This window comes from Bradyrhizobium sp. BR2003 (genome assembly GCF_009720285.1).
GTDB lineage: Bacteria > Pseudomonadota > Alphaproteobacteria > Rhizobiales > Xanthobacteraceae > Bradyrhizobium > Bradyrhizobium elkanii.
Window position 1 is genome coordinate 37016 of the sequence record NZ_SMYJ01000051.1, and the last position, 17585, is coordinate 54600.

The window sequence follows — 17585 nt, forward strand, 5'->3', positions numbered from 1 at the left end:
GCCGGAAGCGTTCGATGAACAGTTTGGATGATTGGCAAGTCATGCTTGCTGCTGCGGATCGACATCAAACTAAAAATACCGCACCGTCGCCTGCTATCCGCGTCGGACGAGGACCCAGTGCATGGAAACAGCGAGATCTCCTCTGCCATCGCTGCGAAGCTCATCGGAGAAAGGTGTGGTTTCGTGATGCGCCAAGCGATGGTCTCGCCTGCGCTTGGCTCGCGCGATGAAAGCCTTCGGGTGAAAGCGTTAAATGCGTCCAGCCCTCCGCCCGCAATCCTGGCGCGCTTGGTACCGAGGGTCATTGACCCAGGGCAGATCGGATCGATCCGCCCTGAAAGGTGAAGGCGGTGTGCTGCGGCGCGGAGGGCTTGCTATCGCGCCTTTCTTGGTCGCTGGTTCGGGTTGTTGGTGGTGACTGCCACTTTGGTGTCGTTGCGTGGTTGCGATCGCGGCCTCCATTGCATCTGAGAATGGCGAACAAGTCCCACCGCGACGGCCCAAAGTGGTAAAGAAGCGGGGCTAGACGGTACCCCCGCCTCACATTCTGCTATGAAACCGGCCCAATGGATATGGTCTGTATTGAAATCGGTGATCCGTGCGGTGCCGCGTGAACTGCGGCAATTGTCGTGCCGGTCGGTGTCGTGCCGTGCTTAAAGAGCGAGTATGACGCATTGGCCGCGAGGAACGAGCCATTGTGGCTGCATTGTTGGAGTTCTCACGTCGACGGTCAAAACCGGACACCATTGGCACGACGAGCGCGCTCAGTTGCGCCTAGTCCCATTGCAAATCACGGAGTGGCGGCTTGGTAACTGTCAGATGTTTGCCGAGCGGTGGCCCGCTTTTTGCTGCTGGACGTAGGCAATTCGTCAGGGTCGACGAGAAACTTGGAAGGGGTTCATGAGTGGGGCAACGGAAACGTTCTACAGCGTGATCAGACGCCAAGGTATCACGCGACGCAGTTTCCACAAGTTTTGCAGTTTGACGGCCTCGAGCTTCGGACTCGGCCCGCTCGCCGCAAGCAGGATTGCCAATGCCCTAGAGACCAAACCGCGTATGCCCGTCATCTGGCTGCACGGGCTCGAGTGTACCTGCTGCTCGGAAAGCTTTATTCGCTCGGCCCATCCGTTAATCAAAGACGTGCTGTTGTCGATGATTTCGCTCGACTACGACGATATGATCATGGCTGCAGCAGGTCACCAGGCTGAAGCCATCCTCGAGGAAGCCCGTCTTACGTACAAAGGCAGATATGTGCTTGCCGTCGAAGGCAACCCGCCGCTGAATGAGGGAGGCATGTTCTGCATTAACGGCGGCAAGCCGTTCGTCGAGAGGCTCAGGTGGATGGCGGAAGCATCCATGGCGGTCATTGCCTGGGGGACCTGCGCATCCTGGGGCTGCGTGCAAGTCGCCAAGCCCAATCCGACCGGCGCTGTACCGATCGATAAGGTGATTACCGACAAGCCGATCGTCAAGGTTCCCGGGTGTCCCCCCATCGCAGAGGTCATGACCGGCCTGGTGACCTTCATCACCACGTTCGGAAGGCTTCCTGAGCTCGATCGCCAAGGACGCCCAAAGATGTTTTATTCCGAGCGCATCCACGACAAGTGCTATCGACGTTCGCATTTCGACGCCGGCCAATTTGTCGAGGCGTGGGACGATGAGTGTGCCCGCAAGGGCTACTGCCTGTACAAGATGGGGTGCAAAGGGCCGACCACCTACAATGCCTGTTCGGCTCTTCGCTGGAACGGGGGTGTTTCATTCCCCATTCAATCAGGCCACGGCTGCTTCGGCTGCTCCGAAGACGGCTTTTGGGACAAAGGTTCGTTTTACGATCGGCTCACGACCATCCAGCAGTTGGGCATCGAGAAGAACGCCGATCAGATCGGCATGGCCGCTGCCGGCGCGGTTGGGCTGGCCGTCGCCGCACATGCGGCGATCACGGCCGTGAAGCGATTGACCCACAAGCCGGATCGCGCAGTTCCCAAAGATAAGCCGACTTAAAGGGGGCGAAGGTGGCGGTCCAGACACCGAATGGGTTCAACCTCGATCGTTCCGGCAAGCGAATTGTGATCGATCCGCTGACCCGGATCGAGGGCCACCTGCGCGTCGAAGCCAACCTCGATGCGGACAACGTGGTCCGCAATGCAGTCTCGAGCGGGACGATGTGGCGTGGAATCGAAGTCATTCTGCGCGGGCGCGATCCGCGCGACGCCTGGGCGTTCACCGAGCGGATTTGCGGTGTCTGCACCGGCACCCATGCGCTCACCTCGGTGCGTGCCGTTGAAAACGCGCTAGGGATCACCATTCCGGAAAATGCGAACTCGATCCGCAACGTCATGCAGCTGTGCCTGCTTGTGCATGATCATCTCGTGCATTTTTATCACCTGCACGCGCTGGATTGGGTCGACGTCATCTCTGCGCTCGAGGCCGATCCCAAGTCCACCTCGGCGCTGGCGCAGTCTATCTCGCCCTGGCCGCTGTCGTCCCCCGGCTATTTCAAGGATCTGCAGATCAGGCTCACAAGATTCTTCGGATCAGGGCAGCCCGGACCGTTTAAAAACGGCTATTGGGGTCATCCGGCGTACAAGCTGCCACCTGAAGTGAACCTGATGGCCGTGGCGCATTATCTGGAGGCGCTCGACTTCCAGAAGGAGATCGTCAAGATCCAAGCGGTCTATGGAGGCAAGAACCCGCATCCGAACTGGCTGGTCGGCGGCGTGGCTTGCGCGATAAATATCGATGGAACTGGTGCGGCCGGTGCGATCAACATTGAGCGGCTTAACCTGGTTTCCTCGGTCATCGACCGTTCAATCGAGTTTGTCGAGCAAGTCTATCTGCCCGACATTGCAGCGATCGGCTCGTTCTATAAAGACTGGCTGCATGGCGGCGGACTTTCCAGCAAAAGCGTGATGTCCTATGGCGACATCCCCGAAAACGCTAACGACTGTTCCGCGAAAAGTCTCAAGCTGCCGCGCGGCGTCATTCTTGGCGGCAATCTTGAGGAGATTTTGCCGATCGACCATGGTGATCCCGAGCAGATCCAGGAATTCGTCGCGCATTCATGGTACAAATATCCTAGCGAGTTCAGCGGACTGCATCCCTGGGAGGGCATCACCGAGCCGAACTTTGAGCTGGGGGCAAAGGTCAAAGGCAGTAGAACAGATATCAAGGAGCTCGACGAAGGCGGCAGGTATTCCTGGATCAAAGCGCCGCGCTGGCGCGGCCACGCCGTCGAGGTCGGGCCGTTGGCGCGATACATCATCGGTTATGCGCAAGACAAAGCCGAATTCAAGGAGCCGACCAACAGACTGCTCAAGAAGCTCAATCTTCCCCTGAGCGCGCTGTTTTCGACATTTGGCCGTACTGCGACGCGGGCACTCGAGTGCCAGTGGGCGGCACATCAGATGCGCTATTTCCAGGACAAACTGGTCGCCCACATCAAGGCAGGCAATAGCGCAACCGCCAACGTCAGCAAGTGGAAGCCGGAAAGCTGGCCTAACGAGGCCAAGGGCTACGGTTTCGCCGAGGCGCCGCGCGGCGCGCTCGGGCACTGGATCAAGATCAAGGACACCAAGATCGACAATTACCAATGTGTCGTGCCGACCACGTGGAACGGGTCTCCTCGCGATTCCAAGGGCAATATTGGCGCCTTTGAAGCTTCCCTGATCGGTACCCCGATCGCGGACCCGCAGCGGCCCCTGGAGATCTTGCGTACGATCCATTCCTTTGATCCGTGCTTGGCCTGCTCAACCCATGTGATCAGCCCTGACGGCCAAGAAATGGCTTCAGTCAATGTTCGGTAGGGACATGGCCGACAAGGCTCCGCAAAGCCCTACCGCCGTTGATGCGGCACCAACTGTAAGCGGCGGCGGTGGCGGCGCCGCTTACGTCTATGAAGCGCCGGTGCGACTGTGGCATTGGGTCAATGCGGCGGCCATTCTGGTGCTGGGCGTAACCGGCTATCTCATTGGAACCGGGACACCGGCGATGCCGGGAGAGGCTAGCGGCAATTTCCTATTCGGCTATATCCGCTTTGCGCATGTCTCTGCGGGATATGTGATCGGCGTCGGCTTTTTGCTGCGCATCTACTGGGCCCTGATGGGAAACCCGCATGCCATGCAGATCTTTCGCGTGCCGCTCTGGCGCAGCTGCTTTTGGCGCGAAGTGTACGATGAGATGCGCTGGTACGCGTTCCTCGCAGTCGAGCCCGAGAGGCGCGTCGGGCACAATCGGCTGGCTCAACTTGCGATGTTCTTTATGTTCACGCAGACGATCGCGTTCATGATCGTCACAGGCTTTGCACTTTATGGACAGGGTGCGGGCCGTGACAGCTGGCAGTACAAGCTGTTCGGCTGGGTATTTGCAATCTGGCCCAACAGTCAGGACGTCCATACCTGGCATCATCTCGGGCTGTGGGTCGTCGTGACCTTTGCGCTGGTCCACATCTACGCGGTGATCCGGGAAGACATCATGTCGGGGCGGAGCATCTCCTCGATGATTTCCGGTCAGCGTCAGTTTCGCGATTGACTGGGAAGCGGATGCTGACTCCAGAGAGCAAGAAAAGGATCCTGGTGCTCGGCATCGGTAATATCCTATGGGCCGACGAAGGATTCGGCGTGCGAGTGGTAGAGGAGTTTCATCGTCGCTACACCGTCGATGACAACGTTTCCATCCTCGATGGTGGCACGCAGGGGCTCTACCTTGTCAGCTTCCTTGAGCAGGCCGATTGCCTGATCGTGTTCGATGCCATCGACTATGGACTTTCGCCCGGGCAGTTGAAGCTTGTGCGGAATGACGAGGTGCCGAAATTTACCGCTGCCAAGAAGCTGAGCCTGCATCAGACCGGCTTTCAAGAGGTCTTGAGTGCAGCCGACCTGCTTGACCGCTGCCCGCGAGAGCTCGCTCTGATCGGCTGTCAGCCGCTGGACCTGGAGCGTTGGGGCGGTCCGCTGAGTGGTCCGGTGCGCTTTCAGATCGAGCCTGCGATGGAACTGGCTTGCAAACTGCTGGCCTTGTGGGGCTCGCCGGCGAAACTGCGGGCCTCGCCGCTGCCTGTATCAGAACGGCTATTGGGGAACAATATCGACCATGTCAATTATGAAAGGGCGCGGCCGATCTAGCGGCCCGCGGCTATTCATGTGTCTTGGCTTACCAATGGCGATTGTTGAGACCGACGGCATCACGGCGCTATGCGCGTATCGCGATGAACAGCGGCGTGTCTCAGTCATGCTGCTCTCCGGCGCGTCGGTCGGCGTCAAGGTCCTCGTCCATATCGACACAGCGGTGCGGCTTTTGGAGGAAGACGAAGCAAAGCGGATCTCGGAAGCACTCGACGGGCTTGAGGCCGGCCTCAACGGCGAGGACTGCGATCGCTTCTTTGCGGACTTGATCGGTCATGAGCCCCAATTGCCCGACCACCTGCGCTAGCAGCGCCGCGCACAGACATCACGCTACCGCGCCTTGCTCGCAAATCGAATCCGCATCGTAGGCAACCTATACGCAGCAGATGTCAAGCGCTTCAGCCGCTGATCCGGGCGCGAACGCGATTGCAGCGAGACGATGGATTGGCATGTGCCTTGCTAATATCTCGCCGAGCAGAACCAGAAGACTATCGGAAAGGCGTCTGATGAAATTCCAGCCGGCGCAGCATGATCTGGCGCGGCCCGCTCTGTCCGAGGTAGAGCGAGCGAACGCCGGTGCACATCTGGCCGCGCAGGATCCCCGGAGGTGGGGCGTGGAGCTGCCGTCGGCAGCGGGTCCCGTAAATTCGCTCTGGGCCAACCACGTCGCAAACGCGCTTTCTGAACACATCAAGGCGCACCGGCGGCCCATGCAAGGGAGCGCAACCGCGCGCGGCGCCGGTGGCGAGCTGGGCGGGCGGCTCGGCCTGCGTGGCCCGCCGACGCAGATCGAGTGCCATCAGCGCGGCACACTCCGTCGGGTCGGCAAGAGCCAGATCCGTTTGATCAAGATCGACCGCATCTCGGCGCCGATCGTCGGACCACACGCCGGTGGTGACTGCACCGCCGATAGCATTGCCTCTCGGCAAGCCCCATGGAACGTCGCATCATGAAAACGGCGGCGCGCATCGGATACGAAGACGCCGCCGCGGCGGTTCGCGGGTTTTTCGTGGATATGGACAGTCGCGATATCGTCCATAGCGGGCCCACGGCTGTGGCGGCGCTGGCCAGGCGCGCTTGGCGCGATGTCGACGAGCTTGCGAAAAACTGTCCGAATGCCATCACGCTGCTATCGAACGCCGCTGCCGCCGCTCGTGGCCAGAAGAGCGGCGCATGCACGCAACTGTTCAGGCTTTCGAATCTCAGTGATCTCGAGCGCAACCTGATTGCCGAAGTGCTTGGGGAAGGCGAGGTCGCCGGCGTCGTTGCGCTGCCAGATGGCTCTCAGGCGGAAATCCAGGAGTCCGTGCTTGCGGGAATCTGGCGCGTGCGCATCGGGACGGATCAGGCACACGAATATGTTGAAGTCGGGGCGATCCCGCAGATCGCGCAGCGTGCCGCAACGGACCTGGCGCCGACGGATCTGGCGATCGGCACCGCGCCGGACGGGGCGATGAACGTGCTGCCGGTACTCGCCGAAACACGCGAGCGGGCCCGCGCCTGGCGGCCTGGCATGCGCACGCATGTCATCAATCTCACGCTTTTGCCGATGAACGACATCGACCTGGCGTTTCTCCAGCAAAGCGTGGGCAATGGTCCGGTCCAGCTCATCTTTCGCGGCTACGGCGCATGCCGAGTGCAGGCGACTGCGACACGGAATGTGTGGTCGGTGCAGTTCTTCAATTCTATCGACAACATCATCCTGGATACGCTTGAGATCGGCGGCGTGCCGATCGTTGCGTTGGCTGCCGACGAGGATTTTGAGGACTCCGCCGAACGCCTGCAGGAAATCATGAAGGCTTACGTCACGTGAAGAGCTTGGAGAATATCTGGCATTCGACCGGGTCTCACGGACCGCGCGCGCGTCCCATGTGGCGTTGGCTGGATCGTGCACAACCGATCAGAGAGCGATCACGACGCAGACTGCTGCGCGAGTGCGTTGCGTCCCATAAAATTGAAAGCGTCTTCGGCTTTCGCGCGTCGAAGTTCGGCTTCGCGTCGGTTGAAAATGATGCTTGAGCGAAAACAGGACCTTGGAAGGAGCAAGCATGCCGATGTGTCGGCGTCCGAGGAGATGCTCGTAGCAGCCGATTGGGATATCGCCGGTCGAACCGTGCGTACGCGACCGACCTTGAACGATTCCTGTTCAGCGTCCAAGCGATCGGGTCTCGTACCTGCAGAGGTCGGGGCCGTTAGCATGAGGGGCGCGCCTTGGGCCATGAAGGTGGTCAACTTCCTGCGTAACAGCGCCTGCCAACGGCACGCTCGGCGGAAATCGAACCTGCGCTTGCAAGTTCGATCCCGCAACATTGACCTTGGTGTCAGCGAAATCGCATCATTGGGCTCAATTGCCTGTTGCTCCCTGCTTTCGGCGATCTCCGCACGCAACGACATGGGTGGCGCCCGCGCCGAAGCAGCGGTCCTTGCCACGATGCGGCCGCCCAACCGCCGAGCGCTAGATCATATCGATGCGCCACGTCTCCGTCTGATCGATTGCCGGCATTTCTTGCGCGAGATGATGGCGGAGTGATGCGCATGAGTCTCGTCGCTCGCAACAAAATCGATGTCACCATATCGCTCGCTGCCGACGTCATCGCCGCGGTCGAGATCCGGCCGCGAGTTCGGCCGCCACTGGCACGGCTGTTCGCCGGCAAACCGGCATCGGCGTTGCTCAAGGCGCTGCCGCAGCTCTTCACAGTGTGTGCCGCTGCGCAACAAACCGCATTGCTGTCCGCGATCGAGGCGGCACGTGACGAAAAGATCATCCTCGGGACGACACAGCGTCGTATGATCCTGGTCGTTGCCGAGCGCATCTCAGAATTGCTGCGGGGCCTCTTGGTCGGGCTTCCTGCGCCGAACGTCAGTGCGGCGGCGATCCGGTCCCTCATACGGGGACTGTCAATGCTTGTCGGCAGCGCACGGCCAGTACGCGGCTCTGCTCGGCGCGAGGCCATAGCGCAGATTGTGGCTGCGCTCGCGGCACTCGGCATGCCGGATGAAGATGGCGCGCCGAGGCCCGGTAGCCCGTTCGCGCTTTGCATTGCAGCGCTTGAAGAAGTCGACTTGAAGTCCATCTCGATGGTGCACTCGTTCCTGTCCGTTGCCGACGACCGCAACATCACTGAACGGCTGCTCGGCGATGACCCGACATTTTGCCATTGTCCAGATCTTGGTGGGCATGCACCCGAGACGGGTCCATGGGCGCGCCAAATGACGCGTGATCGGCTCTGGCTGGGTCGGTCGGGTGCGGTCGCGCGGCTGAAGGCCAGAATTGCAGAAATCGGGCAGCTATGCGATTGGCTCAAGGCCGGTGCTCATATCGAATCGGCCGAGCCTGGGATCATCGAACGCTACAAGCTTGGTCCTGGACGAGGGGCGGCCGCGGTCGAATGCGCCAGGGGCCGGCTCTATCACGCGGTCGAGCTTGATCCTCAGGGCCAGATATCCCGCTTCGAATGTCTTGCGCCGACGGAATGGAATTTCCATTGGCGCGGACCGCTTGTCCGGAATCTGCAGGGCGCGGTGCTCACGGCGAGACGACATCAGAAAGCGGTTCGTGCGGTGATTGAATCGCTTGATCCTTGCGTCGGGTTCACACTCAAGTTTCGCAATGTTGACGATGCATGAAATGGCGCTTTGTCAAAGCATCGTCGAAATCGTCGAGGAGGAGGCGCATCGCCGATCGTTTTCCCAGGTGCGGAGCATCTGCCTGGAGATCGGGGCGTTGAGCCATGTTGCGCCCGAAGCGATCAGGTTCTGCTTTGCTGTCGTTGCAACGCGGACCATTGCCGAGAGCGCGGCCCTTAGAATCATCGAATGTCCCGGCGTGGCCTGGTGCATAACCTGTTCGAAGAGCGTCGAGATTGCACGACGCGATGAGTGCTGTCCACACTGCGGCAGCTATCAGTTGCAGGTAACAGCAGGCGAGGAGATGCGAGTGAAAGAGTTGGAGATCGATTGATGTGTAGCGTATGCGGCTGCAACGGACAGGCGTCTTCAACCGAACGCGCCGAAGCGCATGATGCGCAAGGCAGCGCTCGCGACCGTCCTAATGTGCAGGACGATTGCGATCGCCATGCGGCGCATCTGCATGGCGACCAGGGCCTGCAGCATTCACACCATGCCGGCCATGAGCACCCTCATCATCCTGGCCGTCATCAGGCGCATGGTGGGCAGGCGCTTGTGAGCTGCCGCGCCGACCCGTCTGCCTTGAAGGTCGCACGTGTGAGCTGCGAGCATGTCATTCAGGTCGGGCGCGACATCCTTGGCAAGAATAACAGGATCGCGGCGGAAAACCGCGCCCTCTTCATGGCCGACGAGCTGCTCGTATTTAATCTTATGTCCAGTCCTGGTGCAGGCAAGACCTCGCTGCTGGTCCGTGCCGTGTCCGAGCTCAAGCGCAGCTGCACGGTCGGGGTCATCGAGGGCGACCAGCAGACCTCGAACGATGCCGAACGCATTCGCTCGGCCGGCGTGCCAGCTATTCAAGTCAATACCGGCAAGTGTTGCCATCTCGATGCTGCCATGATTGGTGAGGCGTATCGCCGCTTGCCGCCGCTCACGCGCGGTATTCTCTTCATCGAGAACGTCGGTAATCTGGTCTGTCCCGCGGCCTTCGATCTAGGCGAGGCCTGCAAGATCGTGGTGTTGTCGACTGCCGAAGGCGAAGACAAGCCGCTCAAATATCCGGATATGTTTGCCGCTTCCTCGCTCATGCTGATCAACAAGATTGATCTGGCATCGCTGCTTGAGTTCGATTTGGGCAGGACCGTCGAATACGCAAAACGCGTCAATCCCAAGATCGAAGTACTCACGGTCTCGGCGCGGACCGGCGAGGGTTTTGGCGCCTTCTACGCTTGGATCGATAAGCAGGCAGCGCATCAAAAGCGCGCCTTGAAGGATACCATGCAATGAGCGCCGCCGCCATCTGCGACCGAACACGGCTGCGCGTGCGCGTGAGCGGGGCGGTGCAAGGGGTCGGCTTTCGCCCCTACGTCTATGGCCTCGCAGCGCGATACGGATTGGCTGGGTTCGTCGTCAATGGCCCCGAGGGCGTCACAATCGAAGTCGAGGGTAACCGGGCGCCCGAGTTTGTCGCCGCTTTGCCGCTCGAGCCGCCTCCACTGGCACGTATCGACCACATCTGCGTCCAGCGGACCGGGGCGCTCGCGGCACAAGAGTTTTCGATTCGCACGAGCGAAGGCGGCAGGTTGTCAACGCGGATCGTTGCCGATGCCGCGACCTGCCCGCAATGCCTAGGTGAGCTATTCGATCCGGAAAATCGCCATTACCTTTATCCCTTCGTCAGCTGCTCCCATTGCGGCCCGCGCTACACGATCGCCGAACAGCTTCCGTACGATCGCCGCAACACGGTCATGAAGGCTTTCAGGCTGTGTGCCGCCTGCGCGGCCGAATATGCCGATCCAGCGAGCCGCAGGTTTCATGCGGAGGCGATCGCGTGTCCGATATGCGGTCCTCGGCTTAGCCATGGAGTCAACACCATTGTTGCGGCAATTGCCGGCGGCCAAATCGTGGCGATAAAGGGGCTCGGCGGGTATCAGCTGCTTTGCGATGCGCGCAACCAGGACGCTGTGCAACGTTTGCGCAGCAGAAAGCAGCGCCCTCAAAAGCCGTTCGCGGTCATGGTCGGTTCCATAGAGCGTGTCAACGAAATCGCGGAAGCGAACGCGGCAGAGCTTGCGCTCCTCGAATCCGTGGCACGTCCGGTCGTCCTTTTAGCTTCGCGCAGTGATTTGGCGCCCGCCATAGCTCCTGGCTTATCGCGCGTAGGTGTCATGCTGCCGGTAGCGCCACTGCATCACCTCATCTTTCATGCGCTTCACTCGACAGGAGCATGGCTTGCGGGGCCGAGCCCCGTCATCGTCGCAACCAGCGCCAATTCTTGCGGCGAACCGCTCGTCATCGACAACGCGCAGGCGCTGCGGCGGCTCAAGGGGATCGCCGACCTTGTCGTGACCCATGATCGAGATATCCTGACCCGTGCCGATGACACCGTGCTGTCGGTGGTCGCCGGCCGGCCTCAGTTCGTTCGCCGGGCACGTGGCTATGTTCCCGAACCGATCCGGCTTGCGCGGCCTGTGCCGGTCGTGCTCGCCGTCGGCGGCGCGCTGAAGTCAACCGTTACCATCACGCGGGGCAACGAAGCCTTCGTCTCTCAGCATATTGGCGATCTTGATACGGCCGAAGGGATCTGTGTGTTCGAGCAGACGATCCACCACCTCACATCGACCCTTGATGTGGAGCCTGTCGTCATTGCCCATGATCTGCATCCCAATATGGCCTCGACCCGGTTTGCGCAAGCGAGCGGTCGGGCGCTTGTCGCCGTCCAGCATCACCACGCCCACGCCGCCGCCGTCATCGCTGAGCATGGCCATGCCGGACCTGCGCTTGCCTTGGTGCTCGACGGCCATGGCTTCGGTTCCGACGGCGGTAACTGGGGTGGCGAGCTATTGTTGTGCGACGGAACGAAGTTTCAACGCATCGGGCATCTCGCGCCCCAGCGAATGCCTGGCGGCGATCGCGCAGCCCGCGAGCCGTGGCGTATGGCAAGCGCAATATTACAGGCGCTCGGCCGGGGTCATGAAATCGGGCCTCGCTTTGCTGCGCAGCGGCAGGCTGGGCGTTTGTCGGCATTGCTCGATCAACCGGGCGGGGCCACCACGACCAGCGCGGGCCGGTTATTCGATGCCGCGGCGGCGCTGCTGGGGGTTGCTAGTTTGCAGAGCTATGAGGGCGAGGCCGCGATGAAGCTCGAGGCGCTGGTGCGGCGGACTACGATTCTCGAAGCGGGCTGGACCATCGACCGCGGCGTGCTGTCGCTTCGTCCGCTATTTTCGTGGTTGATTGCTGACAACGTCGACGCCGCGGACGGGGCCGGGCTGTTTCATGGCACCTTTGCCGCGGCCTGCATTGACTGGGCCAGGCGCGCTGCGCGGAGAACCGGCGTCAGTACCATTGTTCTAAGCGGCGGCTGTTTTCTGAACGCGGTGCTGGCGGATGAAATTGAGCGCGGCTGCCGCAGCGCAGGCCTCACTCCGCTGGTGCCACGGCAGCTGCCGCCCAACGATGGCGGCTTGAGCCTTGGGCAGGCCTGGATTGCCGCTCTGCGGAGTGCCGAACAGTCGTCAGCCCTGGAAGGAGCAACCTGATATGTGTCTTTCGGTCCCAGCGAAGATTTCGAAAATTCTTCCGGACGATATGGCGATCGTGTCCATCGATGGGGTCAGCTTGGAAATATCGATCGCTCTCATCGAGGAGCTCGATGTCGGCGACTGCGTTCTTGTCCATGTAGGCTACGCGCTATCCAAGATCGACCCGATAGAAGCCAAGCGCACGTTGGAGGTCCTGCAGGAACTGGGCAGGGCAGGGCAGGAACCCGATCATGAAATATGCCGATGAATTTCGTGACAAGAGCATTGCTCAGGGGCTCGCGCGGGCGATTGGCGTCGAAGCTGGTGCGCGACGGGTTTACCGGTTCATGGAATTCTGCGGCGGACACACTCATGCGATCTCCCGCTACGGCCTGGAGGATTTGCTGCCTGCGAATGTTCGCATGATCCATGGGCCCGGTTGTCCGGTCTGTGTTCTGCCCGCCAGCCGGATCGACATGGCGATCCGGCTCGTCGAGCGGCCGGAGGTCGCTCTGTGCGTGTATGGCGACCTGATGCGTGCGCCCGGCTCGCAGGGGCAGTCCCTCATGCGCGCCAAAGCGCTCGGCGCAGACATTCGGATGGTCTATTCGACGCTCGACGCTATCCGGCTCGCCGAACAGGCACCAAACCGGGAGGTGGTCTTCTTTGCCATCGGATTTGAGACCACGACGCCCCCGACGGCGGTGATGGTCCGGATTGCCGAAAAGAAGCGGCTGAGGGGCCTCAGCGTGTTCTGCAACCACGTGCTTACGCCCTCTGCGATGCACAGCATTCTGGAGAACCCGAAGATGCGCAACATCGGTGGGGTCGCAATCGATGGCTTCGTTGGTCCTGCACATGTCAGTACGATCATCGGTACGCAGCCTTACGAGCCCCTGGTGGAACAATTCGGTAAGCCGATCGTCATCGCGGGATTCGAACCGCTCGACGTGATGCAGGCGATCCTGATGCTGGTGCGGCAGGTGAACGAAGGCCGCTACGAGGTGGAGAACCAATACAGCCGTGCAGTGACGCGCCAAGGCAATCGACGCGCCAAGGACGAGGTCTCGCAGGTCTTCGAACTGCGTGAGCAGTTCGAATGGCGGGGGCTTGGGCTCGTATCCAACAGCGGACTGAAGCTGAAGCGGGCTTACGCGGCATTTGATGCCGAGGCGCGTTTTGCGATGCACGAGCTGCGTGTCGCCGACAATCCGGCATGCGAGTGCTGCGCGATCTTGCGCGGCGCCAAGCGGCCGGTTGACTGCAAGCTGTTTGGGACCGTCTGCACGCCGGAAACACCCATCGGGTCCTGCATGGTTTCCTCGGAAGGCGCTTGTGCCGCGTATTGGACCTACGGCCGAGTTCGCGATGATCAGGTGAGACGGTTGTCATGAGCGTCAAGGATTATCATGGCAAGCTCGACGTCGAGAACGGACGCGTTGATCTTTCCCACGGATCCGGGGGGCGCGCCATGGCACAGCTGATCTCCGGCCTTTTTCACCAAGCCTTCGGTAATGAATGGCTCGCCCGCTGCAATGATCAGTCGGCGTTTGAGGTCGCGGCGGGCAGAATGGTGATGACGACCGACGGCTATGTGATTTCGCCGCTGTTCTTTCCCGGCGGCAATATCGGGTCATTGGCTGTGCACGGCACGATCAATGATGTCGTGATGGCCGGCGCGCGTCCGCTCTATCTGTCGGCTAGCTTCATCATCGAGGAGGGTTTCCGGTTTTCGGATCTAAGGACGATTTCGCAGTCGATGGGCTCGGCGGCGCGCGCTGCCGGCGTTAACATCATCACTGGGGATACCAAGGTCGTCGAGCGCGGCAAGGCGGATGGGTTGTTCATCTCTACGACCGGGATCGGGGTTCTGGCCGATGGGCTCGATCTGTCCGCCGACAAAGCAATGATCGGGGACCGTGTGCTGGTGTCGGGCAGCCTTGGCGATCATGGGGTGGCGATCATGTCAACCCGCCAGAACACCGCTCTTCAAGTTGAGATCGTCTCGGATTCCGCATCGCTACATGACTTGGTGGCCGTCATGATGGCGGCTGGCGGGTGCGGCATCCGCGTGATGCGTGACCCCACGCGCGGCGGTCTTGCCGCCACTCTCAACGAGATTGCTCATCAATCTGGCCTCGGGTTCCGTCTGCAGGAAGCGGCCATTCCGGTAAAGCCCGCGGTTGCGGCCACCTGCGAACTCCTTGGGCTTGATCCGATCCATGTCGCCAATGAGGGCAAGCTCGTTGCGATCGTCGCATCTGATGTCGCTGATGCCGTGCTTGCAGCCATGAAGGCGCATCCGCTCGGGTGCGATGCAGCCGACATTGGCGAGGCCGTAGCTGACGATCACAGATTTGTACAAATGGCGACCAGTTTTGGCGGCGGACGAATTGTCGATTGGTTGTCAGGCGAACAATTGCCTCGGATCTGTTGAACACGCTACGCCCATTTGCGGGGAGCATGAGGGAACGATGATTGGCTCAGCGAGCATGGTCGCCTCAACCCGCTTCGCATCCGCTTGTTTGAAATCCTGCGTAGCTGATCAAAGATCGCCGAATTCCTGCGCCATTTAGGCGCCTGCCTCGCAATATCGTTGCGGTCTTGCGATTAAAAAATCCCTGTCGGGCAGGGAGTTTTCAAATGAAGGTCGGAGTCCCCAAGGAAATCAAGGCGCATGAATATCGCGTGGGCCTTACCCCTGGAGCCGTCCGCGAATACGTGGCAGCGGGCCACCGCGTGATGATCGAGACCAACGCCGGCGCCGGAATTGGTGCAACCGATGACGACTATCGCGCCGCCGGCGCAACGATTCTGGATTCCGCAGGCGAAATATTCGCGTCGAGCGAGATGATCGTCAAGGTTAAGGAGCCCCAGCCGTCTGAATGGAGCCAGCTGCGAGAGAGCCAGATCCTCTTCACTTACCTGCATCTGGCGCCAGACCCGGAGCAGGCCAAGGGGCTCCTGAAATCTGGGTGCACCGCGATCGCTTATGAGACCGTAACTGATGCCCATGGTGGTCTTCCACTGCTGGCGCCGATGAGCGAGGTCGCGGGCAGGCTTGCGATCGAAGCTGCGGGTAGTGCGCTGAAGCGCAGTGCAGGCGGACGAGGGCTGTTGATCGGTGGAGTGCCCGGTGTTCAGCCGGCTCGGATCGTGGTGATCGGAGGCGGCGTCGTCGGCACGCACGCCGCACGCATGGCGGTCGGTTTGGGCGCGGAGGTCACCATCATCGACCGTTCGATACCCCGGCTCCGCGAGTTGGACGAGCTATTCGAAGGGCGCGTTCGTACCAGATTTTCCACTATCGAATCCCTGGAGGCGGAGGTATTTGCGGCCGATGTGGTGATTGGTGCGGTGCTCGTTCCAGGAGCAAGCGCGCCGAAGCTGGTCCGCCGGATCATGCTGAGCTCAATGCGTAAGAGGGCGGTCATCGTGGATGTCGCTATCGATCAAGGCGGCTGCTTTGAGACATCGCACCCAACCACTCACGCTGATCCAACTTACGAAGTGGATGGCATCATTCATTACTGCGTCGCGAATATGCCCGGCGCTGTGCCGTTGACCTCGAGCCAGGCACTGAACAACGCCACGCTGCCGTTTGGTTTGGCTCTGGCCAACAAGGGCTTTTCCGCCGTGCTCGAGAATCCGCACCTGCGCGCAGGCCTCAATGTCCATCGGGGCCGGCTCACTTACAAGGCGGTTGCCGAGAGTCTCGGGCTCCCCTTCTCTCCGATCGAACAGGCCGCGGCCTGATTCCCAGAGGCCCACACGGGCGTTTCCTCCCTGACTTGGGCCACCCTTCGGGGTGGCTTTTTTTCGGCCCTCTCGATCTGCTCAGCCCTGCTGGCCTTTCTTTGGAGCGCGGAACGAAGCCGAGGGATCACCAGACGATCGCGCTTGGCCTTCGGTCGTCCCGGTGATGCGAGCCAAGTAGTTCCGTCCTCTACAGGGAAAGCAGGTTTTCCGGTCATCCGCGGGGATTGGACATTGCCTGCCGCGGCTCGCCCAGAAGGACCGCGATCATCGAAGCGACCCCTAGTCTGCGCGATCGGGCACGACGTGTTCTGGCTGTGCTGTGGAGGAGGCGAACTGGGCTGGCAAACACGGCCTCATCGGCTGACCGCCGCCGGATCGCCCCTGAGCTCCAACTATGCGTCGAGATCAAGCTGCCGAGAGGCCGATTGTAGCATTTGCGACAACCGTTGAGACGGCGACATGCCTTGGAAAATAGCCGAGAAAAATCAAGCGCAGGCTCTTGGCATAAGACTTGAAAGCAAGAAGCGGTCCGCACTTTGCTTATGGAATCGCAGTAATGGCCTACAAGATAATCGCGTCCCAGTGCACCGTCTGTGGCGCGTGTGAGTTCGAATGTCCCAACGCGGCGATCAGCCTGAAGAACGATATATATGTGATCAATCCGGCCAAGTGCACTCAATGTGAGGGTCATTTTGACGCGCCGCAATGCGCTGTCGTTTGCCCAGTGCCCGACACCTGCGTGCCGGCATAAGGGGCAGATGAGGGGACTCCGGGACAAAGCAGGATGAAGACTCTAGCGACGGCCCTCTGGGTCGAGGACCTGACTCTCTCACCCGCTGATCCCGCGTTGGCCATGACTTGCGCGATGAGCCTGGAGGGGCGCGCTGGGCAATCATCGTCGGCTGGAGTGTTCCGTGTGGGAGCGGAGTAGACAATGGTAGCTATGCCAGAGACGGTCGAGCGCGTCCGGCGCATCGACGTCGACCAGTATCGATATGGGTTTGAGACGCTGATCGAGTCCGACAAGGCCCCGAAGGGGCTGTCGGAAGACACCGTCCGCTTCATCTCCGCAAAGAAGAATGAACCGGCCTGGATGCTGGAATGGCGCCTGGAGGCGTATCGCCGCTGGCTGACCATGACCGAGCCGACCTGGGCGCGCGTCGACTATCCGAAGATCGACTACCAGGACATCTACTACTACGCGGCGCCGAAGCCGAAGAAGACGCTGTCCTCGATCGACGAGATCGATCCGGAAATCCTCAAGACCTACGAGAAGCTCGGCATCCCCCTGCGCGAGGTCGCGATCCTCGAGGGCGTCGAGCCGCCGCCCGGTGGCGAGCAGACGCCGAACCGCAAGATCGCGGTCGACGCCGTGTTCGATTCGGTTTCGGTGGCGACTACCTTCCAGAAGGAGCTGAAGGCGGCCGGCGTGATCTTCATGCCGATCTCGGAGGCGATACGCGAGCATCCCGAACTGGTGCAGAAATATCTCGGCACCGTGGTGCCGACCTCGGACAATTACTTTGCGACATTGAATTCGGCTGTCTTCTCCGAC

Annotated in this window: 18 protein-coding genes; all 18 read left to right on the forward strand. The window is 60.7% G+C overall.

All coding sequences use genetic code 11. The annotated features are described in order from the left end of the window. Nucleotides 1-900 precede the first annotated feature (900 nt). Nucleotides 901-2001, forward strand: a complete 1101-nt coding sequence (locus tag E2I15_RS38250; protein ID WP_137482100.1) for a hydrogenase small subunit — start codon at nucleotides 901-903, stop codon at nucleotides 1999-2001. A gap of 11 nt (nucleotides 2002-2012) precedes the next feature. Continuing rightward, nucleotides 2013-3803 (forward strand): nickel-dependent hydrogenase large subunit, encoded by a 1791-nt coding sequence (locus E2I15_RS38255; protein ID WP_137482098.1) that lies wholly within the window; start codon nucleotides 2013-2015, stop codon nucleotides 3801-3803. Between the two features lie 4 nt (nucleotides 3804-3807). Beyond that, nucleotides 3808-4527 (forward strand): Ni/Fe-hydrogenase, b-type cytochrome subunit, encoded by a 720-nt coding sequence (gene cybH, locus E2I15_RS38260; RefSeq protein ID WP_137482096.1) that lies wholly within the window; start codon nucleotides 3808-3810, stop codon nucleotides 4525-4527. 11 nt (nucleotides 4528-4538) lie between these two features. Next, the gene (locus E2I15_RS38265) at nucleotides 4539-5120 is read left to right on the forward strand and encodes a HyaD/HybD family hydrogenase maturation endopeptidase (RefSeq protein ID WP_137482095.1); all 582 of its coding nucleotides are present in this window, start codon (nucleotides 4539-4541) and stop codon (nucleotides 5118-5120) included. 16 nt (nucleotides 5121-5136) lie between these two features. After that, on the forward strand, nucleotides 5137-5427 hold the full coding sequence (locus E2I15_RS38270; protein WP_137482240.1) for a HypC/HybG/HupF family hydrogenase formation chaperone: 291 nt from the start codon (nucleotides 5137-5139) through the stop codon (nucleotides 5425-5427). Nucleotides 5428-5626: 199 nt separating this feature from the next. Then, nucleotides 5627-6073: a hypothetical protein gene (locus E2I15_RS38275; RefSeq protein WP_137482093.1), complete on the forward strand. Its 447-nt coding sequence runs from the start codon at nucleotides 5627-5629 to the stop codon at nucleotides 6071-6073. Next, complete coding sequence (locus E2I15_RS38280) at nucleotides 6070-6933, forward strand: hydrogenase expression/formation protein (protein WP_170991696.1); 864 nt, start codon at nucleotides 6070-6072, stop codon at nucleotides 6931-6933. Before E2I15_RS38275 ends, E2I15_RS38280 begins: the two co-directional genes overlap by 4 nt. Before the next feature lie 261 nt (nucleotides 6934-7194). Then, on the forward strand, nucleotides 7195-7650 hold the full coding sequence (gene hybE / locus E2I15_RS38980) for a [NiFe]-hydrogenase assembly chaperone HybE (RefSeq protein ID WP_276487072.1): 456 nt from the start codon (nucleotides 7195-7197) through the stop codon (nucleotides 7648-7650). 5 nt (nucleotides 7651-7655) lie between these two features. Continuing rightward, nucleotides 7656-8747 (forward strand): nickel-dependent hydrogenase large subunit, encoded by a 1092-nt coding sequence (locus E2I15_RS38290; RefSeq protein ID WP_137482089.1) that lies wholly within the window; start codon nucleotides 7656-7658, stop codon nucleotides 8745-8747. After that, on the forward strand, nucleotides 8740-9081 hold the full coding sequence (gene hypA / locus E2I15_RS38295) for a hydrogenase maturation nickel metallochaperone HypA (protein ID WP_137482238.1): 342 nt from the start codon (nucleotides 8740-8742) through the stop codon (nucleotides 9079-9081). Before E2I15_RS38290 ends, hypA begins: the two co-directional genes overlap by 8 nt. Then, nucleotides 9081-10034: a hydrogenase nickel incorporation protein HypB gene (gene hypB / locus E2I15_RS38300; protein ID WP_137482087.1), complete on the forward strand. Its 954-nt coding sequence runs from the start codon at nucleotides 9081-9083 to the stop codon at nucleotides 10032-10034. Before hypA ends, hypB begins: the two co-directional genes overlap by 1 nt. After that, entirely contained in the window at nucleotides 10031-12289 is a 2259-nt protein-coding gene (gene hypF, locus E2I15_RS38305; RefSeq protein ID WP_137482086.1) for a carbamoyltransferase HypF, read from the forward strand. The genes hypB and hypF overlap by 4 nt, the downstream gene beginning before the upstream one ends. Before the next feature lies 1 nt (nucleotide 12290). Next, nucleotides 12291-12539 (forward strand): HypC/HybG/HupF family hydrogenase formation chaperone, encoded by a 249-nt coding sequence (locus tag E2I15_RS38310; RefSeq protein WP_137482084.1) that lies wholly within the window; start codon nucleotides 12291-12293, stop codon nucleotides 12537-12539. Further along, nucleotides 12523-13665: a hydrogenase formation protein HypD gene (gene hypD / locus E2I15_RS38315; RefSeq protein WP_137482082.1), complete on the forward strand. Its 1143-nt coding sequence runs from the start codon at nucleotides 12523-12525 to the stop codon at nucleotides 13663-13665. Before E2I15_RS38310 ends, hypD begins: the two co-directional genes overlap by 17 nt. Further along, a complete protein-coding gene (gene hypE / locus E2I15_RS38320) occupies nucleotides 13662-14708 on the forward strand; it encodes a hydrogenase expression/formation protein HypE (protein WP_137482080.1) in 1047 nt (348 codons plus the stop codon). The genes hypD and hypE overlap by 4 nt, the downstream gene beginning before the upstream one ends. Before the next feature lie 206 nt (nucleotides 14709-14914). Beyond that, entirely contained in the window at nucleotides 14915-16027 is a 1113-nt protein-coding gene (gene ald / locus E2I15_RS38325) for an alanine dehydrogenase (RefSeq protein ID WP_137482078.1), read from the forward strand. A 559-nt stretch (nucleotides 16028-16586) separates the two neighbouring features. After that, nucleotides 16587-16781, forward strand: a complete 195-nt coding sequence (locus tag E2I15_RS38330; RefSeq protein ID WP_075968854.1) for a 4Fe-4S binding protein — start codon at nucleotides 16587-16589, stop codon at nucleotides 16779-16781. Nucleotides 16782-16964: 183 nt separating this feature from the next. After that, on the forward strand, nucleotides 16965-17585 hold a 621-nt coding region (locus E2I15_RS38335), incomplete at its 3' end, for a SufB/SufD family protein (protein ID WP_502707226.1).